The sequence below is a fragment of the Mycoplasma sp. 4044 genome, from assembly GCF_053851695.1.
The window spans coordinates 177,573-202,216 of the sequence record NZ_JBSQBD010000001.1; the positions used below are offsets into that span (position 1 = coordinate 177,573).

The following is a 24,644-nucleotide window of genomic DNA, read 5'->3' on the forward strand; positions in this document are numbered from 1 at the left end:
AATTTTATAGCTTAATAAATGGCGAAAGTGGCGAAGTGGCTAACGCACTGGGTTGTGGCTCCAGCATTCGCGGGTTCGATCCCCGTCTTTCGCCCCATTTTTTTTATACCTTTTTTCAAAATATTTCTTAATAAGGAACGTCAAACTATTTATGGCAGAGTAATATGAACTCTGTCTCTTTTTTATTAAAAATGTCATTTTCAAAGCAAGCAAATCAGTAAAAACTTATTTTTTAATTTTTAAGCAAATAAAAACACTCCACAAGGAGTGAATTATAAACAACAACTCATTTTTTTCTTTTACTATTTTTTTAGAATGTGACAATTACGACAACGTGCTTCGTATGAAGACTCATCATCAATTAGAATAGTTTTTTTGCTATTTACTGTCCGATAAGAACAAGAAGCACGATTTTTACATACAACACAAACGGCATATAATTTTGTAACTTTTTCAGCAATCGCCATTATCATCGCCATATTTTTAAAAGGTTTACGACGATAATCTTGGTCTAAACCACTAACAATCACCAAGTATCCTTTGTTTGCTAAATCGTCAACAATTTCAACAATTTCATCACCAAAGAATTGCGCTTCATCGATAATAATGGCATTTGTATCTTCCTCTATTAATTGATAAATATCCTTTATATCTTGTAGTGAATGTGTCTCGTGTTTTACACCAGATCTTGAAACAATGTTATCCTTTCCAAATCTTGTATCAATTGCTGGCTTAATTATTGTCATCTTATAACCGGCATATTCCAACGTTCTTACTCTTTTTAATAATTCTTCACTTTTACCACTAAACATTGGTCCAGTAATAACTTGAATAATACCTTGATCAAAATATTGCATACAACTCCTCCCAACTAATATGCTTCTATTTTAACCCTTTTATTTTTTTGTTTTAACAATTACTAAATTTCCAAAAATATTGCATTTTTGCTAAAAAAGTGGACTATTTTGTTAAATTTTTAATTTTTTGTGTAGTATTCTAGGATAAAAAATAATTTTTAAGCAATTTTTATAAAGAAAAGGACAAAAAATGAAAAAATCTTTTAAATCAAAATCTAAAGCCAAGCGTTACTTTTTAGCGCTAGGAGTTATGGCTTTGCCCATTTCATCAGTTGCTTTTATTGCTGCTTCTTGTGATGACAAGCAACAAGAAGTTTCAAAAGAAGTTGTTTTTAATTTAAAAGACAACCTTAGACAAGGTGCATACTTTTTAGACTATAGTGCAAAATTAAGCATCAACTATCAAGATAATCCAGTTTTAGAAACAGCTGTTTCAGGACAATTATTTAGAAATATTACTATTTCTTCACCAGAATATGATACAACAACTAAAGCACTTAAAAAATCAGGACAAGTTGCCTACAAATTTGAATTGGCAAAATCAATTACTATTACTTTAGAAGATGGTAGTCAAAAAGTTTACGACAAAGACGACTATGAACTATCAACATCAGACACCAACCCATATGAATATCAAAAATCTTCGGATTCACGTTCAATCAACTCAGAACAATTTATACAAGACATGCGTGCCGCAAACAAAATTTCTATTCAAGTTCGTGACGATGTTTATTGAACAGATGCTGATGGTAACAAAACACAATACAAAGTGGTAGCAGAAGACTTCTGATACTCATACTTACGTTCATACTTCCAAGGACGTTTCCAACGTCAAGAAGCTGGATATAATGGAACTCCAGATCAAGCTAAAGCAGTTGATAAAAATATTCAATCTGTTACAGGAGTTAGCCCAATTGAACGTTTCGGAAAACAACTATTCACTCACAATCAACTAATGGAAATAAATGGAATTAGTAGCGAAAAATTTAGAGCATACGACAAAACGACATATGCTCCAGTGAATGCTGTTAAAGACAATAGTTTAGTTCTAGAAATAGACGAAGATTTCAAACAACAAAAAGATATTTTTAATTACTGAAACTTAATGTTTATTAACTCAAACATTTTTGCGGCTGCCCCAAGTCAATACATTAAGGAATTGGCTCAAAAACCAGAGTACAACACTATGTCTACAGTAACAATGGAAAATCCGAAAACTAAAGAAAAATATGATGTTACAGTTAAAACATATGGTTACGACATTGTACATGCATCAGGTATTTATTTCTATGGTGTAAAAGATTGAGAAAATAACCTTTATGCTGGTGCATATATTCCATCAAAAGATTCAACGACTTCAAAATTCATTCTAAAACAAAATCCAAATTACTGAGACCAAGACTGAGCTAAGAGCAAAAATTCAGTAAAACAAATAGTTTTCAATTCTTTAAGTACAGACAACTCAAGAAATTACAGTAACTTTAAAAATGGTCAAAATGCATTTATGACGTATGATGTTCAAGACCAAAGTACTAAAGATGCATTGAATAAAAACTCTTCAAACTACTCAGTTGTACCTTTCAAACATTTCCTAAAGACTAAAACCACAATCAAGAGCGTGTTTAACTTTACTCCTGCTCCAAGAGTCGCATATGATGATACAAAAGTTGCAGAGGTAAACTACGAAAGTATTGCATTTAACAACAATTATGCAAAACTTGTTTATGGTGCTTCTATTGATGAAATTCAAAAAGGATATGTTGGTACAGACTTAAATCACGTGACTCGTTCAATTACTAAAGGTGCTCTAAGCCCATTATCAGCAAGTTTTAAAACAATGATTAACAAAGCAATCAACTGACAACAAATTGTTTCAAAACTTAACCCTGATGCAAATGTGGATCTATGATTAAATGGTGCAGCGCCTGATGCCAAAATTGGTGGAACAGACCAAGAGACATCGCAATACAAAACACCTCGTGATGCGAAAGATATCATCAATGATTTAATCGCTATTGATGCACAGGGAAATAAATTAACATTAACAGCTAACAACGCATACAAAAATGACACAAAATCAATATATTTTGGCTCAATTAAACCAGCAATGAAAAAATTACTAGATGATTTCTACAAAGAAAATTCATTGTCAAGCGACCAAAAAATTACTTGATACATCTACAACAGCTCAGTTGTTAACACAGCGGAAGAAAAAGCATACAATGACATGATTCAAATAATTAAAGACTTAGACAGTCGTTTAGATCCAGTTTTCAAGAAATTAAACACTAACGAAGATATTGTGAGAATTTTTGGAGCTGACAATGGTACAGGAGCTAACACTATTTCACAACATTTAGTTCTTAACTATGAAGATGACTCTCAAGCTTCATACCTAGATAAAATTACTCACGCAATTGGACAAAGTATGTTCCCATTATTCCAATTATTTGCTGATGCTGATAAAGGAAACAAATCACCACTTGCTCAAAACTTCCCAGAACTAACCAATTTCGCTAAATTTATGAAGAAACAATTCGACAACGGAAACTTCAAAATGAACGAAATTTACAAACCGAATGCTGCAGATAAAAATCTAGAAGCGCAATTTAAACCTCTAACTTGAAATGATCTAGACAAAATGAACTCATATGAAGAAAGAAACTTATATTTAAGAGGAATTTGAATAGATGATCTAAAAGCATATTCATATAGAGGACTAGGTGGGCCTGCATATAAATATGATGCTTCGAAAGGAATTTTCTCAATCGACAATATTACTGAGGCTGCTAAACTTGCTCGTGATTATTTAAAAACTGTAACTAACGAACAAGTTGTGCAACTACTGAGAGAACTAAATACCTGAAGAGGGGTAGAAATTAACTTAGAAAAATGAATTCCAAGTTTAAATAACTTAGATTACAGATATAGTCAAAAATACTTATCTGCTCCAATCGCATTTAATGATATAGATTATGTACAAGATATGAAAATCAATACTACAAAGGAAAAATAGACAACATTATTTTTGAAATTTTGTCACTAAAATAGCCTTAAGTTTAATCATTCTATTTCTTATTAACATCATCATCTATACCCTAACTACTGCCTTTCACCCAGTACCTTTAGACATTGAAAAAATGTCAATGGCGCCGGATCAAACAGGGTATGAAAGACTGTTAGAAATCTATCAACTGGATAAACCTTTGGCACAAAAAGTCTTCCAATATATTGGAAGGCTCTTTACTTTTAATTTTCTTAATTTTCAGGTTCTAGATCAATCAATTGGTGTCTTCGACCAAGAAAATTTGCAACTAAGTAACTACTGAATCACACAAAATCGTTACAGCTACACAATTGGTTTAATAAGTTTATTAATAAGCCTAATAATTGGTTATTGCTTAGGTTCGCTTGCAGCATACAAAAGAAACAAAGCTACTGACTATTTAATAAATTTTGGAGTTATCATTTTCATTTCGATTTCTTTATTGATATTAATTCCAATCATCAATTTATTGTTTTCAGAGACATCAATGATTATTGATTTTGACGTACACAAGTTTTCAACCTATTTGTTGCCAATACTCAGTCTTAGTCTTATTTCGATGTCTTCAATTGTGCAAGTGACAAGAAGTGAAACAATTAAAGTTCTTAATTCAAGTTACTATTTACATGCCACAACATTAGGAATGAATGGTTGACAAAAATACTGAAAAGTTGTAATTAAAAACTCAATTAGTCCAGTATTGACACTGATTCCTTTTGAAATATTGTCACTTTTCATTGCAAGTATCTTTTTAGAAAGTTATTATGCTGTGCCAGGAACTTGAAAATATTTATATTCAGTTATCGCCACCTATCACAATGAAGCACTTTGCTATTTAGTCGCCTTTTTATCAGTTACATATTTAAGCTCACTATTAATCACAGAAACTATCAAATTATCAATTAACCCATTTGCAAAGGATTAGAATGGAAAAATCACTTTTTCGCTTTGCATCGCAACGCAAACAAAATCTCGATATTGTTGGTAAGAAGCAAAGTTACTTTAAAAGATTTTTTAGCAATAAAATAGCAGTCTTTTTATTGATAATTTGACTTTTGATGATATTTATTAGTTTCATAAATATCTTTTTTAACTCTTCTCCATATGAGGAATTTGCTAATTTGAACTTAGATAAAAACATAACGGCACATATCACCGTGTCAAAAGAAAATCCTTTACTTTACACAATTGAAAAAAGAGAATCTGACAATATTTATCAAACTATTTACTCAATAGTAAGTAAAGAAGATAATCACATTTATCACACCTTTATAACTAACAATTTGCAAAGGGAGTATTTAGTTTTTAATTTAGATCAATTCTTTAGTTCTCAAGCTAAACATGACTACCGTTATGCATTACTAGGAACTGATAGAAATGGTTATGACGTTTTAGTTCATAGTTTAAAATTGTTTTTCTATTCTTTTGGTTGTGCGATGTTGTGCTTTGTTGTAGAAATGTTTTTTGGTTTTAGCTGTGGAATATTTTTAGCAAGAAAACAGAGTCAATTAAGATCATTTATCAAAAAATCACTTGGTTCAATTGTTGCTATTCCTGACATTATGTATATTTTGATTTCGCTTGTAATATGAAATTCAATTACTGGAGTAATTGTAGCAATCATTGTAACTGGATCGGTAAGACTAACTTACTGAGCTGCTTCTTATGCTGAAGAAGAATGAAATAAAGAATATGTAAAAGCTTTGATAGCAATGAATGCATCGGTTTTAAGAATTGTTTATGTTCACATTTTGTGAGCGATTTTTGGAAGAATACTCATTTTATTCGCAAGAAGATTGGGATATATTATTTTCCTGCTAGCAACAATAAGTTTTCTAGGTTTTACAATCAATTGAAATATTGCTTCACTATTCAAAGAAAATTGAACTGATCGCGCTAAGAATATGTGGCAAATTGTCTTTCCAACTTTATATTTATTTATTTTCTTGATAACAAATCAATTTTTAGCCATTCAAATAGCAAGAGTAGTTGATAACAATTAAGGAGTAAAAATGATTAAAACTTTTAAATGAAATGATTTAGAACTTGAATATTTGCACATTGATAACAAGAAGGATAAAAACTTAATTTTTGTTCATGGTTTTGGTTCGGAATTTGCTTTCTTTGAACCTTTGTTTAATTCATTTGCAAATGAGTACAACATTTGAGGCTTAAACATGCCAGCAAGTGGTAAAAGTCAATACAAACCGGAAGTCATGAAGTTTCTAACTTTTTGTGATATTTTTGATGCTTGAATTAAAGAAATTAATGTTGACAATCTTTATCTATTCGGACACTCAATGGGTGGAGGAATTTCAATGTCAGCTGTGTTGAAAAACAGTAAAAAAATCAAAAAGATTGCTCTTGTGGGGCCAATGTCACGTTCTGGATTAACAAGAGTAAAAGAATTTGACGAATGCTTCTTTCCATTGAATACTGAAGAATGAAAGAAACTAGTTAACCTTTGCTATTATGATCCTTCAAAATTACTAAATGATGAAAACAAATTAAAACAAATGGATAAATATTTTGCAACTCACCAGGAAGAATTAAGAAACATCTATGCCCTTGGTAGAATCTTGCCAAGTTTAGAAAATATGGATAGAATTGACGAAGGAATTAAAAACGCAAAAATGCCAGTAGGTCTTTTCATTGGTGCTTATGATGGAATAATTGATTTTGCTAATATTGCAAATTATTACCACAGTGTTAACAAAGATGTTCAAGTTTTCGAATTTCAAAAAGCAGGACATTCAATATGATTGGAAGACTTTGACAATTTTATTGATACTCTCAAAGATTTCTACGCAAATTAATTAACAAAGGCAAAAAAACATAATGCTTAAAAGCTTATTTGAACAGTACTTATTATTTACAACACGGCGCAATGCTGTGTTTTTTTGTACAAATTGAGTCTATTTTATTTTTTAAGTTTTTTCAAAAAAGTAACGTAAATTAATCTCCAAGTTATTTTTTAGTATATTTAGTAGTGTTTCAAGACAAAAAAAAAAAAAAAATCGAGCAGTGTTTGCTCGATACAAAATTATTTTTCTAACTCTTCCAAAAGTTCCATTACGTCGTTCGCTACCGAACTATAAACAGGACCTCCACCGAAACCAACAGGAACCAATGCTGCATCCAAAATTTCTTCGTAATTAGCACCAGCTATATAGGCTTTTTTGATGTGTGCTTTCATGCATGGTTTGCATCTTTTTGAAACTGCTACTCCAACAGCAACTAGTTCTTTAGTCTTTTCATCTAAGTAATTAGCAGAATAAAGCACTTTTGTAAGTTCACTGAATGCTTTAACAAATTCTGGTCTTTTTTCGACTAAAGTTTCATAACCACTTTTCTTTTTGTCCATAACTTCCTCCAAAAAATTACATTTATACCTAAATTTTAAAGCAAAAACACACTTTTTGAATAAAGCAATCATATTCAACCAGTATTTCAAAACTACATTTAGACTTGATTTTTGACCAATTTCTAATATAATTTAATTCAATGAACCATACAAATAGTATTAAATAGAAAGTAATAAATATGGCAAAAAAAATAGACAAAATTACCCCATTAAAAGAAGATTTTTCAAAATGATATTTAGATGTTATTAAAAACGGAGATCTAATAAGTTACACTCAAGTTAGAGGTAGCATCATTTTCAAACCGCTTTCTTACGGAATTTGAGAAAACATTCAAAGAAATCTAGACAATGAATTTAAAAAACTAGGAGTACAAAATGTGTACTTTCCTTTACTTATTCCAGAAAGTTTAATCAATCGCGAAAAAGAACATGTCGAAGGTTTTAGTCCTGAATTGGCCACAGTAACTCATGTTGGAGACAAAAAATTAAGCGAAAACTATTACATCCGTCCCACTAGTGAAGTTTTATTCAATGAGTATTTCAAAAATGAAGTTGAAAGTTATAATGACTTGCCTTTAGTTTATAACCAGTGAGCTAATGTTGTGAGATGAGAAAAAACAACTAACCCTTTCTTAAGAACCACTGAATTCTTATGACAAGAAGGACACACAGTTCACAATAATGCAATTGAAGCAAGAAAATTGACTCGTACAATGCTAAAAGTTTATGCTAAGTTCTTAAAAAATTATCTTGCAATTCCGGTTATTCAAGGAAAGAAAACTCCGCGTGAAAAATTTAGTGGAGCATGTTCTACATACACAATTGAAGCAATGATGAAAGATGGTAGAGCATTACAAGCAGGAACAAGCCATTATCTTGCTCAAAACTTTACTAAAGCATTTGATATAACCTTTAAAAATAAAGAAAATAAAAGGGAACATGCTTATGGAACTAGCTGAGGAGTAACAACTAGATTATTGGGCGCATTAATAATGGCGCATGGAGATGATCATGGAATTATCATCCCACCGAAAGTGGCACCGACTCAAATTGATATTCTAGAAATTTTCGGACATAAAGATCCTGAGGTTAAAAAAATGGTAGAACAAGTTCGTTCAGTTCTTGCTAAAAGCTGAAGAGTAAAAGTGGACTCGAGCGAGAAAGGACTTGGTTTCAAGGCTGCAAACAGTGAGATCCATGGTACTCCTTTGAGAATTGAAATCGGTTCAAACGAAGCTAAAGAAAGAAAAATGCTTCTTGTTCGTCGTGATACATTACAAAAGATTGAAGTTGCATTTGATTCTAATCTTAAGAAAACAGTTAAGACTCTTTTAGAAGATGTTCATAACAACCTTTACAACTCAGCCTACAATAGAATGATTGAAAATATTGTATTCACTGAAGACTACGCAGAATTTAAAAAACTTATTGCCGAAAACAAATGGGTAATGATGCCATTTTGTGGTTGTGAAGAAGCTGAAGCCAAAATTCAAGAAGAAACAGGAGCCACTGCACGCTGTATACCATTTGAAGATCCTATCCCAACAAATAAAAATTGCACTTGTCCTGTTACTGGAAGCGAAACAAAACGTAATGTAATTTTTGCTAAAGCATATTAAAAGACAAAAAAATGCAAAAGCACTCGTTTTTTTACTGAAAAATAACTTTTTTGCTTTTGTGTAATATAATTTAACATATTATTTATAACCCTAAAAAGGAGAGTAAAATCATGATCAAAAAAATCGAAAATACTAATGATTTAGACATCAAAAACTTAAAAGGAAAAACATTCATTCTATTTTCAGCTGACTGATGTGGAATGTGTGTTATGTTAAAACCAGAAGTTCAAAAATTTGCTGAAAAACACCCAGAAGTTAATGTTTTAACAGTGGATGTTGATGAAAATAGAGACTTAGCAAGACAATGATCAATCAACTCAATTCCTGCTTACTTTGTTTTTGAAGATAACATTCAAAAATTTGGTGGAGTAGGATACAACACAGTTGACAAACTAGAAAAAATTGCAGGTTTCTAATGAATTTCCAGCCAAAAGCTATATTTTTAGATCTTGATGGAACATTGGTTGATAAAAAATCAACAATTTCACAAGAGAACATAGAAACTATCAAAGAAATTAACAAGTCTGTACCTTGCTTTATTTCTACTGGTCGTGCTTTTAACGAAAACCTGTTGCAAATAACAAATACTCTTGGTTTAGACTACGGAATAGCTCAAAATGGAGCAATAATTTTCGACAAAACAGGAACAATAATTAGAAAAATTACTATCAACGATGAAAAATTCAATCAAATTATTAAGATTTTGATTGAAGATAAATTCTCGTTTATTGTAAATTCAAGTTCAACGATTTATTCAAATAACCTGTTTGCCAAAATGATTCCTGTTTTCAAAAAGAAAATATATGTTGCCACTTACAACAAAATGCCAAAACAAGATGATGTTACTAAAATTTTAGTTTTAAGCTTCTCAACAAAAAAATTGGCACTTTTGCAAAAGAAATTACTTAAATATGTTCCAAACATTAATGTCGCAATGACTGCAAACAATAAAGCGCTAGAAATAAATGATATTGAAGCCTCAAAAGGCTTTGCTGACAGCTATGTTTGTGCTTTAAAAAATATTGACCCACAAAAAGCCGTGCATTTAGGCGATAGTATGAATGATGCCAGTGCAAAACAGTATTTGGGTGCTTTAATTGCGATGAAAAATTCAAGCCCACAGCTAAAAAACCTTGCAACAGAAATCGGTGCGCACTATAAAAAAGCCGGAGTTTCTAAAATATTAAAAAAACTAATTAATGCAAAATAATAATTTTTCGAGCAAAACAAGTGTTTTTGCTCTTTTTTTTACACAATGTATTTCTTGATAAAATTAGACGAAATAAGTTAAGATAGTTCATTCAAATATCACAAAAATCGCTTTTTTTCTTTGTATTCAATGATGTTGTTCATATCAAAAGTCAAAATACAGTAATATACAAATATATAATTTAAATATGAATGATAAAAATAACAATAGAACATTATATTTTTTCAAAACTATTAACCTATGTTTGAATATTGATGAAATATGTGAATTGATTAAGAAAAATAAATATTCTAAGAGTGAAATCAGTTCAAATTTATTTTGTGGTTGTTGTAAAAGAGCGAGATTTACTCTTGCAACGAATGAAAACGGAACTTTATGAATTAGATCTTATCCAATTAAAACAAGTGGTAAGCACGAGATTTCTTGCCCTTTTTTAAAAGAACAAAATAAAAGCGTAATTAATGCTGATAAAAATTACAAAGAAAATGAACTTTTGTCGTTTTTCTCTTCTTATATAAATAAAAATTCCAAAAGAGAAGGTAGCCATCATGATAAAGCTTTGAATGATGTTCAGAAACCTTCAGAACAACAACAAACAAGAAAACTAATTCAAATAATAACGCCAAACAATTTTGACAAAATAGAATATCACAAACTGTCGTTACTTAAAGGGAAATTTAAATGTCGTTTTATTTATAAAGATGACAGCAAGTTGTTCATAAATTTTTTAAACGAAAAGGGTATGACTGAATTTTCTGTTCTTTGAGACAGTGACATTCTAAAAAAAGTGATAAATGACATCAAGTGATTGAATGAGGAACTCGAAAAGAAATCTATTTTGAAAATAGATGTAGAATTATGCTTGAATGGTTTTACCAAGTCACAAAATCCAAATTACAAAGACAATGAAGGTTATTACAGCAGAATGCAATATCATCGACTAATCATTAAATTTAATAAAGTGAAATAAATTTATTTTAAAGTAGGATAAATTACTTATAATTAGTTATCTTTTACTCAGGAAGGTCGTGTGTTTTCAATTAGATCTAGAGTATAGGATAAAAAGGTCGTACTTTCAAATAATAATGAAGTTTTCACTCCATCAATGATGGGGTGTTTTTCATTCAGGACAACATTGAATTTTTCATTGTTGTATCACTGGATATAATCTTTAACCAAATTTTTTCAATTAGCAAGAAGTCATTTTATGGGTTGGTTGCGAATATAAACATTCCAATTTTAAAATAGAGAAAAAGTATTTAGTTTCTTCACTATCTGAGACTGTTCATGCTTTTTCCATTGCGATGCTTTTGCGCCATTTTTTATTGTATTAGTATATTCCGTTAGTGAATATCCATGAATGAATAACTCATTCTCCCATCAAATGAATATTTCTAATATAGTTGGCAACAAGGTTAACATCATTTAAACGCTTAAGTTCAAATTAAGTACTTTTTTATTTTTGTGATGTAATACTATTAACAAGAAAATTGATTTTGCGCAACATCTTTTATTGACGAAGATGAGTTACATTAGCAAAAATAGCATTTAATTTGTTTTTTCTAAAATTTCTTTTGACAAGATCCAAAAATTTGGTATTTGTGTTTTTAATTTCTCTTTATTTTATTTTTTGTCTAATTTTGCAGATAAAGCACATATTTGCAGATATAATTTGTCTATTTTTCAAAATTTATTCTGTTTTGTAAATGTTTTTTTAAAGTAATGATGCAATTTTTAGTTATGCACAAAAAACTATTCTAACTAAAAGTTTTTGAATATTTTTTAGTTCTTAAGAATTACTACTAGCTTTTGTCTGTTTATTTACTAGGTTTAGCAACTCTTTCTTTTTTTATGTGCAAAGCCGTTTTTAGAAAGAATATTATTTTGTATTTCAAAAGGTTCATTTTTTTACCCTATTTATTATTTAGTAACCTTTCAAACTCAAATTTTTAAAGATTAAAATTAAGTAATATACAAAATAAGGTGACAGTATGCAAAATCTAAATTTTAAATTAACCTTATTTTTAAAGTTGTGTACAACAGGTTATTGTTTGATATGAGTTTAATTTTTATCACAAAAATAAAAAAAGTATTATAATTTAATTTGCTTAATAGCATTAGAAGCTATGTGTTGCCACCATAGCCAAACGGCCAAGGCAAAGGTCTGCAACACCTCGATTACCGGTTCGAATCCGGTTGGTGGCTCCAAAATGCGCCCGTAGCTCAATTGGACAGAGTGTTTGGTTACGGCCCAAAAGGTTGCGGGTTCGACTCCTGCCGGGCGCGCCATTTCAAGAAATTGACCCTTAAAAGAGCGTTGTGCTCTTTTTTTGTTACTCTTTTAACACTCAAAACAAAGTATAATTAAATACATGCTTAAATTAAAAAAGACGAAAACGATATTATTTGCACTTGCGGCAGTTACTACACCAGTCGTGGCCTTAACATCTGCTTCATGTAACAAAACTAAGAGTGATTTTGAAATTCCTGAAAGAAATCGAGTAGTTTTAGCAACAACTTATACACCGCAAAGTGATTTAAAAAGATATAGTGCACTAGTTGATTTAGTCACTAAATATAACGAATATGTGGAAAAAACCAATAAAGAGATTAAAGAATCAAGCAATCCAAAGCAAAGTCTTTTGAAACCGGTGGAATTACAATATTTTGCTGGGTCACTAAATGACTTGTACTTGAATTTAAAATTAAAACTTAATGCCAAAGATGTCAACACTATCCCAAATGCAGTTCTCGCTTATCCTTCAACTGCTGTTCTGTTATCTAGTTACAACAAGCTTTTAGACTTAAAAAATGTTGACACTTCAGATATTAAAGATGAATTTTTAAAAGCTAATAGTAACCTAATTGGACCAAAAAATATTCAAGTGGGACTGCTTCCTTTTGGAAAAAGTAGTGAAGTAATGACAGTTGACTTACCTTTATTAGGTTACATATTAACAACATTAAACACAAAGTATGACTCTTATTTAAAGAATCTTACTCAAGAACAAAAAGTCAATTTAAAAACTAACTTGATTTCAGCTACAAATTCAGAAACCTTACAAAAAGCGATAAATCTTTGAAAATCAGATTCTATTAGTGAAAACGAAAGAAATTTAATTCAAGAGCTTTGAAAACTTGACAAAGCTAATTTTGATTTCAGTAAAGTACAAAACTTTACACTGGATGATTCGATTATTTACACATATGACAATCAAATTTCTTTTGCTAACTTCTTAGCAAACTCTTTAGAAACTAACACTAATGAGTTTTTTGTTCTTGGAGTTGACTCGGTTGTAAATTACTTGCACTTACAAATGTTCAACGCAGCAAAAGGTGATTTTAAAAATTACTATTTACAGCCAGGAACAAAGAAAAATTATTTAATTGATTATTGAAAAGTCTTGAATGGTAATCAAAACGACACAAATTCTAAAGAGTTTTACTCAAGAATTAAACAAATTGTTGACTTAATTAACACAAAAAGATTTTATGTTCAAAGAGACTCGTCAAGAGATTTTAACTCTTCACGTCTTCAAACAGCACACAAGGTTCTTTTTGGATCTGGTTCAACATTAGCATATAATTATGTACGCTTTGCTCAAGATCCTTTCTTCTACAAAAATCAAAATATTTCATACTGAGCTAATGGGGATTTAATCAAAGATCAAGAAACAACAAAAATGACAATTGGTTCAAAAAAATATATGTTACCGACTGACATTGACAAAAAACAAAAAGTTGTGAGTTTACTGAACTTTGACTCAAACAACAAACCTACTACTGCTTCAAAGACACAAATTTTGACTGAAAATCTTATTTCTATAAATAAATTTATGGAAAACGCAAACAATGCAAAAGTGTTATATAACTCAACAGAAGCTAAGGAATTTATCATTAATAATTTGAACGATTTTGTTAAGTTTTATGTGTTTGACACATCAAACCCAATGACTGAAGAGCAATACAACTCAGTATACAAAACAATTGATGATATCAATACTGCTTATGCTTCTAATTTAGCAGTCAAGGACAAACTTGAAAAAATAAGCGAGCTTGAAAAAAGTCTTCCAAAGCAAGTAGATTCTTGATGATTGTTAAAAGATTTTAAGTCACAAGGAAACAAACTTTCATTAAAGAATACATTAATCACTACACCACCACGAAAAAACAATGATGAAGACCCAAACTACAATGGAGCATATGTTCTACAAGGTCCTTCAATTGTTGCGATTGATGCTGGACAAAAAAATAATGCTTCAACTTTAGCATTTATCAATTGACTATATAGTGATGATTTTAAACAAAGCTGAAGTGACTTAAAAGAAGGTGTTGAATTAACCCCAGTCGAATATTTTGCTTATCGCGCTGGCTACTTGTTTCCGTCGAAAAATTTCATCGAACAAAGTCCAAATTTAAATACCAATGCCTTTTTGGATATTTTCATCAAGCAAGTACAAAAAACCGAGCAAGGTGATGGTCAAGTTCCTTTCGAAGAACCAGCTGATAAAAACAGTGATAAATTCAGAGGAACGCTAAAAGGATTGTTTAATACTACTTATGCTTCACGTGATAATCAAGTGCAATTTAGTTATCAAGACTTCGTAAAGGCGCTAAAACAAACAATGGATATGGTAGAAGAGCGAGCATAACTCGCTTTTTTACTTTTAAAAATGTAATTTTTAAGTTATGGCAAGATAAAAAGTGTTATAAAATTAATAATATTAATTTACTGCAAGTTTCAAACAATAATATGAAAGGATTAATATGTCAAAGATTAACTTTTTTGCTCTTGGAGGACAAGACGAAAATGGTAAAAATTGTTATGTTTTAGAAATTGATTCCAAAATTTTTGTTATCAATGCCGGAACTAAAGTACCAATCAATTCACATAATGGAATTGATACTTTAATTGCTGATTTTGATTATTTAGAAAAACATGCCAATAAAATCGAAGGGATTTTCATTACTGATGTTCACAACGAAAGCTTTAGTGCTATTCCTTGAATGTTAATGAAAATCAAAAACGTCAAAATCTATACATCTACATTCAATAAGTTTGTTGTTTTAGACAGAATTTCAAAATACAGTATCGAACATAATGACTACGAAGTTATAGCAATTAACAAACCTTTTAACATTGGCAAAATAAAAATAACTCCACTACCTTTAGCAGGGGGATTGCCAGGAACATTAGGTTTAAATTTCAATACCGATAATCAAAACATTTTATTTATGACTAATTTCGTTATCGGTAACCTTGGCCCTTATGGGCAAACTAAATTGCAAGATATTCAGCAAAAAATTGGTTCTGATCCGATCAAAATGTTAATTATGGACTCAGGAAAATCAAATCAACCAGGTAATACTATCAATAAACTTTGAGTAACTAATCAAATTGAATACAAATTTATGGAAGCAAAAGAAGACCAAAGAATCATTGTCGGACTATACGATGAAGACATGATTACCGCTAATGAAATCTTGCTTCTAGCTATCAAATACAATCGGCCAGTCATCACATATGGTAGAAATTATTCAATTTTGATTGATTTGTTGCAAAAAATGCATCCAAACATGAAAATGCCGGAAGTTATTGATTATCGCAATGCCAATAGTGTTCACAATGCTGTTATTTTAGTCACTGGAGCAATTGAAAGATTACACAATCGTTTCTTAAGAATTGCTTCAGGAAATGACGTTTACTTGACACTAAGAGGAAATGATAAAGTTATTATGATTGCTCCACCAGTTAATGGTTTAGAAGTTAATTATGCAGTTACACTGGATGAAATTGCTCGTACATGTTCAGACTTAATTGAACTGAGCTCAAGCGAATATTACTCATGTAATCCAGCTAAACAAGACATTATTGATGTTGTGAAATTCTTCCGTCCAGAATACTTTATCCCAATTCAAGGTCTATATCGTTATTTTGCATTAGCAATCAGTGAAGTAGTTAAACATGCTTTTATGAATCAGAACAATTGCATTATTTTGAATAATGGTAAAGTTGCTCAATTTGTTGATGGTAAACTATTTTCACAAAAACACACTTTAAGACATCATGGTGATGTAATAATTGATGGTTTTGGAATCGGGGATATTAGTCACGAAGTTATTAAAGAAAGAGAAACACTAGCAAGAGATGGTGTGATAGCAGTTTCAAGCTTAATTGACTACAAAACTAAACAGCCAATTGGACAATTAAATATTGCTAGTTATGGAATTATTTCCAAAGAAAATAAAGAAGAAGTTACACAATTGATTGAAAAAATGTTTAATAAAGAATTTGAAGAAGCAGAAGAAATTAATTTAAAAGATATTCAAGAAAAATTACGACGTACAATTAGAAAAAAAATGTTTAAAGTGCTTTACAAAGAACCATTAGTGGTGGTGACTTTATATGAAATCTAGTAAATTGAATTTTTTAAAATTATCAAAAGAAAATAACACCAATAAAACCAAAAAACACTTTGGATCAAAACGATTGTGACTAATTTTAACAATTGTTTTAAGTGTCTTTTTCTTAGTTTTTTCATTCCTGCCTGTGCCAGTTATAACCACAATTCACAGTTACACAATGGGGGCATTATTTGGAGCTTTTTCGACATTCATTTACTTATTTGTTATCTTATTTGCACTAAAATCACTTTTTAAATTTGAAAGTAAATTTTCATGAAGAGCTTTTCATATTTCAATTAACAAATCTATTTTCTTGGTAATCAGTGTTGTTTTTTTGACAACCACTCTTTACACTATGAAACAAAGCTTGGGCGAAATCTCTGGAAAAATTGATGCACCACAAAATGCTTTCAAACCAATATTCAATATATGATTTTCACAATTTAGCAAAGCTTATAATGGTAATACTGCCTTACCAAATCAGTACACAATGGGAATTGTTCCAACATTCTTTTATGCAGCTTTTGCAAGCATGGGTTCAACAGTCTTGGCACTCGTTTTATCAATCGTTTTGTTGCTAACTAGCTTAGTTTTATTAATTGTTTCACCTACCGTTTTAAACCGTTTTGCTTTTTCTAAATCAAAACGTGAAAAGGCAAAGCTCGAATCACTTAAAACTACAACAACCAAATATACTCAAAATAAAGCTACACAAGCACAAATCAAAACATTTGATGATAAAAATGAAGACAATCTTGCTTTCTTGAATTTACAAGAAGACAAGCCTCGAGTTGACAATAACAAAATTGTTTACAATCAAAATCAACGCGTTTCTTATAACGAAAATATTGAAGAACTATCAGACATTAACAATGAACACCAAACTGATGAATTGATAATTCAAAACAATGAAATTCATCAAAAAAGTATACAAACACAAAGCAATATTGATTTTGATGTTGATCCGTTTGATACAAGAGAAATAAACATTGATTTTGATTCGCCAAGCGAACAACAATTCACTGAAAATACACACGAAAACACTGAATCACATACACAAAGAGATAACGATTTTAATAACATTTTTTATCAACCAAGTCAAGAAACAGATGATCTGAGTGAACCTGAAATTACTGAAATTAGTTCTGAAGATTCAATTTCAAATAAAAATCTAGAAGATATATTTGAAGACAACAATATTCAGCCATTTGAGAAAGAAGAAAAAGCATCAAGCCAGAAAACTACTAAAAAATATAGTTTGGTTGATGACGACGATTTAGGATTGGATTAATTTATGGAAAGAAGAATTGATGATAGCTTAGCAATAAACGACATTTTCATAAACCCGACAAAGACTTTTTTTGAAACTAATGAAAGCAAATTGGGCGACATTTTTGATGATTTTATCAATGAAAGAATAAAACAATTTGATCCAGAAGCTGCCAACAAAGTTACATCACTAAGAAAAGAGATATTAGACAAAAAAGTTTCAATCGAGAAGCTTTATCAACATCTAAACATTGGTGGTAAACGTTTTGGAAACATCATGATCATTTTGAGTTGTTTCATTCTGATAGGTTTTATATTTCTAGCAATGGGAATATACCGTAAAAATTGTGAAGCAATTGAATCGTTTGAAAATGAGAAACAAAAAGCATACAAAGAAGCTGATAATTTAAGAATTAAAAAAGAAGCAGTTTTGTGTTCAGTTTTCAACACTTTCAGTCCAGAAGACTTAAGATCATATGCCTTTAGTAAAATAGGAATCAATAAAGTTGAAGTAACTGACTGAAGCGATCTAAAACCGGTTTTCGCAGACACAACTAACCCGGTTTTCATTCACGCAGTACAAAAATATGACATCCGGAACACATATTTTTACGACATTTTTTATCGTGTTTTAACGTATGAACCAATCGAGTATACAGGTTCGATTGTTGTTAGCTATAGAAATGGCGACAAAACTTATAGCAAAACTATTGTGGCCTATTATCAACACACTTCACCTTTTTTAAAAAGCCGTTCTTTATTCTTATACCCAAGTAATTACTTACCAGAATTAAGCTTCATTTCACAACCTCTTGAAAGTGAAAGAAAAATAAGAAAAACACTGAAAAAGAGCACAGTTTTACTGGAAAATCGTGATTTTTACCAACATTTTAATCTTGAATACAACAACGATGTTGCATTTGTAAACTTTTTCCAAATGTTAATACAACAAAGATACATAGATTGAAAAATATATAGTCAAAAATTAAATCTATTCACTCCTGATTTTGAGAAAAAACCAACTGCTTTCTTAATCAACAACTGAAACATAAATGATGCTAAATTTTATTCTGAACTTAACTACAATGCAGTTGAAAATATAAGATTTGAAGAATCAGATATTGATAGAGTTAAGAAGGCTTTATGACCATTCTTTTACACAAATATGTCAAATCTTTTGGCTTCGATAAATTTTGTTTTTCAAAATAAATATTTAGCGGCTGAAAAGTATACTAAACCAGGTCAACGTTATCAAATGGATTACAAAGATGATCAAATTGTGTCAAATCCAGCAGATACTAAATTAGATGATACTTTAATAGTTAAATCAAAAATTTACAAAGAAACTTACTTAGAAATGTATAGTAAAGAAAGATTGAGACCCATCATTTATGAAATTGATTCTCAACATAAATCTTCTGACACTTCGATTTTTAACATCATTGCAACAAGCTGATACGGAATTGAAAAAGTTGAATATGTTAGAGTTTATGACCACGATTGCGGTACTGTTAATGTTCCAGTTCCTTACACTGACTACACCATGTTCAAAGAGCCTAAAATCGTTCTATTTAACTCAAAAATACGTCTAGAAAAAGGGCAAATGATTAATTCCGGACTTGTTAAAAAAACTTTTTCAAGAAATAATGCAACTAAGATAGATCAACAGCTAATTGATGATAATAGAATGTATTTCAACTATCATTTTGTGAAAAATGAAGAAAAAGCATTTACAACAACAAGATGAATCAATAATTTTAATCGTCAATTCAATAAATATAAAGATACATACAAATTAGAAATCAATGAGCATGGAATATTTGTCTTTATTGACAAGCCAGACAAATTGGAAAAAAGTGTTATCGATCAGATTGCTGCAGCAATGAAACTTTAAATTAAGATATAATTTAAAAGAGCATAAATTCTAAGGAGAAAAAATGTTATTTGATTCAAGAAATGAACAAGTGGAAGTTAAATTAAACGTTGACAACCACATTCAACCAGCTAAAGCAACTAGTGCACAAAAAGCTATGTATATCTTTTTCATTATCATATCTTTATTCATCTTCTTGATTTTTGCATACAAAAAGAAAAATTCTTTCAATACTATGCAAGTAGAAGCACAAGAAGCTAGTTCGCAAATTCAGGCTGCACAAGCAAAAAGAAGAGCAACATTGATTAAAATGATGGATGGAGTAAAAAGCTACAGAAATCACGAAGCAGGACTACTAGAAAGAGTGACAGAATTACGTTCAAAAATCGCTGATGTTGATAAAACAAACAACTTACAAGAAAAACAAGCAATTCTAGAAAATGTTACTCGTGGACTTTCATTAACTTTCGAGCAATACCCAAATTTAAAGGCAGAAAGTCTATACTTGCAATTCAATACTGAAGTTGCTTTACAAGAAGATGAAATCTATGCAGCACGTAGAGTTTACAATATGAGAGTAAGACGTTTCAACCAAGAAATTTATGTTTTCCCTTGAATCGTTTTAGCTGAAAAAATGGGTCTACACAACCTAGCATTCTTCACAGCAACTGAAGAAGAAATTAAAGATGTAGATACTTCAAGCTTATTATAAGAATTTAAATCGCCTCTAAGGGCGGTTTTTTCTTGCTTTTTGCTAGTCATGGTGCTTCAAAATGCCTAAAATAAGGTAAAATTTTAATATATTTATATATTAAAAAAGAGGTAGCAATGGAGCAAAAAAATCATAATAATTACGATTCAAGCAGCATTGAAGTTTTAAAAGGTCTAGACCCAGTTCGTAAAAGACCGGGAATGTACATTGGAAGCATCGGTTTCAAAGGTCTTCACCACATGATTTGAGAAATTCTTGATAACTCAGTCGACGAAGCTTTGGCAGGTTTTTGTAATGAGATCACAGTTAACTTATATCCTGATAATGTAGTTGAGGTTATCGACAATGGTCGGGGAATACCGGTTGACAAACACCCAGGAACAGGACTAAGTACAGTCGAAACAGTTTTCACGGTTTTACATGCTGGTGGTAAATTTAACTCAGATGCCTATAAAGTTAGTGGGGGATTACACGGAGTAGGAGCTAGTGTTGTTAATGCCTTAAGCCAGGAATTTGAAGTATGAGTTACTAGAGATCAAAAAGTTTACTATCAAAAGTTTGCTAATGGAGGGCAAAAAGTAAATGAGTTGGCTGTTATTTCTGAAGCTCCTGAAGGAATTAGCGGAACTAGAGTTAAATTCAAACCTGATTTCACAATAATGGAAAAAAATGACTTTGACTTTTCAATCATTGCAGACCACGCAAAACAAACAGCATACCTTAACAAAGGATTAAAACTAAATATCAACGACAAAATTAAAAGTGTTGAAAAACAATTTTGTTTCGAAGGTGGAATAGTTGACTACGTGCGTGAGTTAGGGAAAGGTAAAAAAGTTATCAATCCAGAGATTGTATATGCTGAAGGAAGCTTCAAAGACCCAAGAATGGGTGAAGACGCAAAAGAAGTTAGTGTTGAAGTTGCTTTGCAATATAACGAAGGATTTTCAAATAATGTTGTTTCATATGCCAATAACATTTCAACAAATGAAGGTGGAACACATGAGCAAGGTTTTAGTGATGCTTTAGTAAGAATTTTTAATCACTGAGGTGAGGAAAATAAGCTAATCAAAGATGAAAAAAACCGTTTATCAAGAGATGATATTCGTGAAGGATTAGTGGCAATTATTTCAGTAAAACACGCAGATCCTATTTTCGAAGGTCAAACTAAGGGGAAACTAGAAAATAAAGATGCTCGTAGTGCAACTAACAAAGTTTTAAGTGAATCGCTAGAACGTTACATGTTAGAAAATCCTGCTATTGCTCGTTTGATTGTTGAAAAATGTATCAAAACTCAACAAGCTCGTTTAGCTGCTAAAGCAGCAAGTGAAGCGTCGCGTAAAAAAGATGGACTTGAGTTTGGAAACCTACCAGGAAAGCTTGCTGACTGTTCAACTAAAAATGCTGAATTAACTGAACTTTATATTGTCGAAGGGAACTCTGCTGGTGGTAGTGCCAAAATGGGTCGTGACCGTTCAATTCAAGCAATTCTACCATTGCGGGGAAAAGTTATCAACGCCGAAAAGAACAATATTCAATCAGTGTTAGAAAATAAAGAAATTGGAACTTTAATTCACGCTCTTGGAACCGGAATTCGTGATGAATTCAATATTAACAAACTAAGATACCACAAAATCGTTATTATGACTGATGCCGATGTCGATGGAGCTCACATTACAACCTTATTGCTAACCTTTTTCTATCGTTATATGCGTCCTTTAATTGAATATGGTTTTGTTTACTTGGCGCAGCCGCCACTATACAAAATAAGTTATGGTAAAAATGTACAATATGCTTACAATGACAAGCAAAAAGAAGAAATTTTAGCATCTATTGACAAATCAAAAGTTAACATCCAACGTTACAAAGGGTTGGGAGAAATGGATCCAGAACAATTGTGAGAAACCACAATGAATCCTGAAAATCGCCGTATGTTACAAGTACAAATCGAAGATGTAGCTGCAGCTGACACAATCTTTACCACTCTAATGGGTGAAGAAGTTGAACCACGTCGTGATTTCGTACAAGAAAATGCTAAATATGCTTCGAATATCGATTTTTAATTCATGAAACAACTATTAAAAAATCAAGGTTTTACCAATAAAACTTATTTTGATGATGAACAAAACACATTCATTAAAGAAAAACAATATGATGAATTCAATCACAAAATTGATTATCAAATCCTTAACAAATTTGATTTCAGCCCTAAAGTTTTATATGATGATGAAAAAACTTTAGTAACAGAATTTATCGAAGGTAAACAACCGGAATTAAACAAAGAAAACTTAATAAAAATTGGTCAAATGCTGATTACAATTCACAACTCAAAATTACGTTTTCCTGCTAACAATTTAGCAAGAAGATTCAAAGTATATCGCCAAAAAGTTAGTGAACTAGGACGCAAGATTGACGTTTTAGATAAACACTACAAAAAAATTAATCTCTTCTTGAAAAATATCGACAACTCTGCTCCTTGCCACAATGACTTGTGACTATTCAATTTTATTGAGGACGAAAACAAAAATCTCTTCATTACTGATTGAGAATACGCCACAATGGGAGATGTTCACTTTGACCTTGCTTACTTTATTGAATCACAAAATCTTACCGAAGAACAAACTCAGTGATTATATGAAGGTTATGGCGATGACTTTGAACCTTACTATGTTCACATTCACAAAATTTTGGTTAATGCTTTAGTTGTGCTATGGATAAACAAACATCCTGTTAAACCTTTTGATGACAGTCTTTACATTAAAAGAGTTGATGAATATATGAATCAACTAGAAGAAATTAAAAATGCTACAAGACAAACTCAATAAAACTGAGTCTAAACTTGTTATCGAAGAGTTAAGAGGAGTTTTTGGCTCGGTTATTAGTGAAAAAATAAGTGATATTTACTTTTACTATGAAGGCTTTAAGAACAAGACTTACCGTGCTAAATATCGTGGTGAAATGGTGCAAATCAGAATCCCAAAGTTTGACGAAGACTCAAAAATGACTGAAAAAGTCATTGCTAAGAATTTTGATGACTATTTATTTTACAAAGATGGATACCTAATCAAGAAATGATATAACGGCCAAGATTTGACAAAAATCAAGATTAATCGAACAATTATTCGCAATCTTATTGTTGAAGTAAAAAAACTACACAACACAAAATTCAAGGCTCCAATTTTTAATTGATATAGTTGTAAAATTGATGACACAAAATATGATATGCTTCTAAAAAAATATGCCAATGACGACTTGGTATTGTGTCATAACAATATAAAGCGTTCGAATGTCATAGTTAATAGCCTGGGAAAAATTAAATTGATTGACTTTGGTGCTTGTTCTTACAATTACCCTGCTGCTGATGCTGCTATGATGTATATTAATTTAGGTATTTCAAAACAATTGTTATGTGATGAATTCGATATTACCTTAACTCAACTAGAAGATTTTATTTATTTAGTTAAGACAAGGGAAAAAGCAACTTTTAGCCAATTTTATTCACACCTTGAAACACCGTTGCCAAAAATAGCAAGAGCATTATATCCTTACCAAAACAAGTTCTATAACTACCAGTCTCATTTCATAGTACAAAAAGTCAAGGATGGCTTTGGAGATCGTTTAAACATTGATTTACTAAATGAATTTTATTTTGTGCCAGTCTATGTGTATCAAGATGACAAAATTATCATTTGACGTTGAATGGAAGCAAACACAACAGGTTTTTTGACTGACAGGAAAATTCGTTCGATTGCTCGTGCTATTAAGATTTTGCATACTTCGAAAATTGAATTTCCGCCTTCAGTTTTAGATAAAAAGATTAAAAATTCTCTAAACCAAATTGGTATCGAAGCATTAAAGGAAGATTTTGACTCAATCTTTATTCATAATATGCGTAAGTGAGTATCTCAGTTAAACCTTAATGCTAACTGTCACAATTCACTTTCAATTGATAATATCTTTTTTTCAAAAAATCAAAGTGTTTATATTACTCAATGAGATCAAGCTGCTAAAGGAGATCCATTGGTTGATATTGCTAATTTGTTTGAAAACATGGGATTGAATGAACACCAGGAAGCAATCTTTTGAAAGACTTATGGACGCAAATGTCCACAAGATTTCATTAAATACCGCGTCATAGCTCAGTTTCTTGCTTATTTAGCAAATAAAGTAAAACTTGATGATGAATTTCACTCGCGGATTAATATTAAAAGAATTAAAGATCTGATTTACGACTGAAACAAACACTAGTGAAAAGATGGCATAGCCATCTTTTTCAATGCTTTAGTGTCTTG

General features: G+C 30.8%; 18 protein-coding genes and 3 tRNA genes. 19 read left to right on the top strand and 2 right to left on the bottom strand.

Going from position 1 to position 24,644, the window contains the following annotated elements; genetic code table 4:
* Window positions 1-21: 21 nt before the first annotated feature.
* Window positions 22-97, top strand: a tRNA-His gene (locus ACWXVN_RS00900).
* Window positions 98-302: 205 nt separating this feature from the next.
* Here the strand turns inward: ACWXVN_RS00900 and ACWXVN_RS00905 are convergent.
* The gene (locus tag ACWXVN_RS00905) at window positions 303-857 is read right to left on the bottom strand and encodes a thymidine kinase (protein WP_455978806.1); all 555 of its coding nucleotides are present in this window, start codon (window positions 855-857) and stop codon (window positions 303-305) included.
* A gap of 190 nt (window positions 858-1,047) precedes the next feature.
* Between ACWXVN_RS00905 and ACWXVN_RS00910 the strand changes: the two genes are divergently transcribed.
* Genes ACWXVN_RS00910 through ACWXVN_RS00925 form a run of 4 tightly spaced genes read left to right on the top strand, consistent with a single transcriptional unit; the run spans window position 1,048 to window position 6,719 of the window.
* A complete protein-coding gene (locus ACWXVN_RS00910; RefSeq protein ID WP_455978807.1) occupies window positions 1,048-3,873 on the top strand; it encodes an OppA family ABC transporter substrate-binding lipoprotein in 2,826 nt (941 codons plus the stop codon).
* Window positions 3,833-4,828, top strand: a complete 996-nt coding sequence (locus tag ACWXVN_RS00915) for an ABC transporter permease subunit (protein WP_455978808.1) — start codon at window positions 3,833-3,835, stop codon at window positions 4,826-4,828. The genes ACWXVN_RS00910 and ACWXVN_RS00915 overlap by 41 nt, the downstream gene beginning before the upstream one ends.
* Window position 4,829: 1 nt before the next feature.
* Window positions 4,830-5,906: a hypothetical protein gene (locus ACWXVN_RS00920; RefSeq protein ID WP_455978809.1), complete on the top strand. Its 1,077-nt coding sequence runs from the start codon at window positions 4,830-4,832 to the stop codon at window positions 5,904-5,906.
* 9 nt (window positions 5,907-5,915) lie between these two features.
* Window positions 5,916-6,719 carry an alpha/beta fold hydrolase gene (locus tag ACWXVN_RS00925; RefSeq protein ID WP_455978810.1) on the top strand — a complete coding sequence of 268 codons (804 nt, stop codon included), beginning with the start codon at window positions 5,916-5,918 and terminating at the stop codon, window positions 6,717-6,719.
* Window positions 6,720-6,946: 227 nt separating this feature from the next.
* On the opposite strand, the gene ACWXVN_RS00930 is transcribed toward ACWXVN_RS00925, so the two are convergent.
* Entirely contained in the window at window positions 6,947-7,267 is a 321-nt protein-coding gene (locus ACWXVN_RS00930) for a carboxymuconolactone decarboxylase family protein (protein WP_455978811.1), read from the bottom strand.
* Window positions 7,268-7,446: 179 nt separating this feature from the next.
* On the opposite strand from ACWXVN_RS00930, the gene proS reads away from it, so the two are divergent.
* The 14 genes from proS to ACWXVN_RS01000 all read left to right on the top strand — a co-directional run bounded on the left by proS (window position 7,447) and on the right by ACWXVN_RS01000 (window position 24,600).
* Window positions 7,447-8,886 carry a proline--tRNA ligase gene (gene proS / locus ACWXVN_RS00935; RefSeq protein ID WP_455978812.1) on the top strand — a complete coding sequence of 480 codons (1,440 nt, stop codon included), beginning with the start codon at window positions 7,447-7,449 and terminating at the stop codon, window positions 8,884-8,886.
* 110 nt (window positions 8,887-8,996) lie between these two features.
* Window positions 8,997-9,302: a thioredoxin family protein gene (locus ACWXVN_RS00940; RefSeq protein WP_455978813.1), complete on the top strand. Its 306-nt coding sequence runs from the start codon at window positions 8,997-8,999 to the stop codon at window positions 9,300-9,302.
* Entirely contained in the window at window positions 9,302-10,096 is a 795-nt protein-coding gene (locus tag ACWXVN_RS00945; protein WP_438341581.1) for a Cof-type HAD-IIB family hydrolase, read from the top strand. The genes ACWXVN_RS00940 and ACWXVN_RS00945 overlap by 1 nt, the downstream gene beginning before the upstream one ends.
* 187 nt (window positions 10,097-10,283) lie before the next feature.
* A complete protein-coding gene (locus ACWXVN_RS00950; RefSeq protein ID WP_455978814.1) occupies window positions 10,284-11,066 on the top strand; it encodes a hypothetical protein in 783 nt (260 codons plus the stop codon).
* 1,163 nt (window positions 11,067-12,229) lie between these two features.
* Window positions 12,230-12,304, top strand: a tRNA-Cys gene (locus ACWXVN_RS00955).
* A gap of 4 nt (window positions 12,305-12,308) precedes the next feature.
* Window positions 12,309-12,385 (top strand) — tRNA-Arg (locus ACWXVN_RS00960).
* Window positions 12,386-12,468: 83 nt separating this feature from the next.
* Window positions 12,469-14,748, top strand: coding sequence for a P68 family surface lipoprotein (locus tag ACWXVN_RS00965; RefSeq protein ID WP_455978815.1), 2,280 nt, complete (start codon window positions 12,469-12,471; stop codon window positions 14,746-14,748).
* 115 nt (window positions 14,749-14,863) lie between these two features.
* On the top strand, window positions 14,864-16,513 hold the full coding sequence (locus ACWXVN_RS00970; RefSeq protein ID WP_455978816.1) for a ribonuclease J: 1,650 nt from the start codon (window positions 14,864-14,866) through the stop codon (window positions 16,511-16,513).
* Complete coding sequence (locus tag ACWXVN_RS00975) at window positions 16,503-17,792, top strand: hypothetical protein (RefSeq protein WP_455978817.1); 1,290 nt, start codon at window positions 16,503-16,505, stop codon at window positions 17,790-17,792. Before ACWXVN_RS00970 ends, ACWXVN_RS00975 begins: the two co-directional genes overlap by 11 nt.
* Window positions 17,793-17,795: 3 nt before the next feature.
* Window positions 17,796-19,664 carry a hypothetical protein gene (locus ACWXVN_RS00980; RefSeq protein WP_455978818.1) on the top strand — a complete coding sequence of 623 codons (1,869 nt, stop codon included), beginning with the start codon at window positions 17,796-17,798 and terminating at the stop codon, window positions 19,662-19,664.
* Between the two features lie 43 nt (window positions 19,665-19,707).
* Window positions 19,708-20,355, top strand: coding sequence for a LemA family protein (locus ACWXVN_RS00985; protein WP_455967606.1), 648 nt, complete (start codon window positions 19,708-19,710; stop codon window positions 20,353-20,355).
* 116 nt (window positions 20,356-20,471) lie between these two features.
* Entirely contained in the window at window positions 20,472-22,415 is a 1,944-nt protein-coding gene (gene gyrB, locus ACWXVN_RS00990; protein ID WP_455967607.1) for a DNA topoisomerase (ATP-hydrolyzing) subunit B, read from the top strand.
* A gap of 3 nt (window positions 22,416-22,418) precedes the next feature.
* Entirely contained in the window at window positions 22,419-23,177 is a 759-nt protein-coding gene (locus tag ACWXVN_RS00995; RefSeq protein ID WP_455978819.1) for a phosphotransferase, read from the top strand.
* Window positions 23,155-24,600 carry a phosphotransferase gene (locus tag ACWXVN_RS01000; RefSeq protein WP_455978820.1) on the top strand — a complete coding sequence of 482 codons (1,446 nt, stop codon included), beginning with the start codon at window positions 23,155-23,157 and terminating at the stop codon, window positions 24,598-24,600. The genes ACWXVN_RS00995 and ACWXVN_RS01000 overlap by 23 nt, the downstream gene beginning before the upstream one ends.
* The last annotated feature ends 44 nt before the right edge of the window (window positions 24,601-24,644 follow it).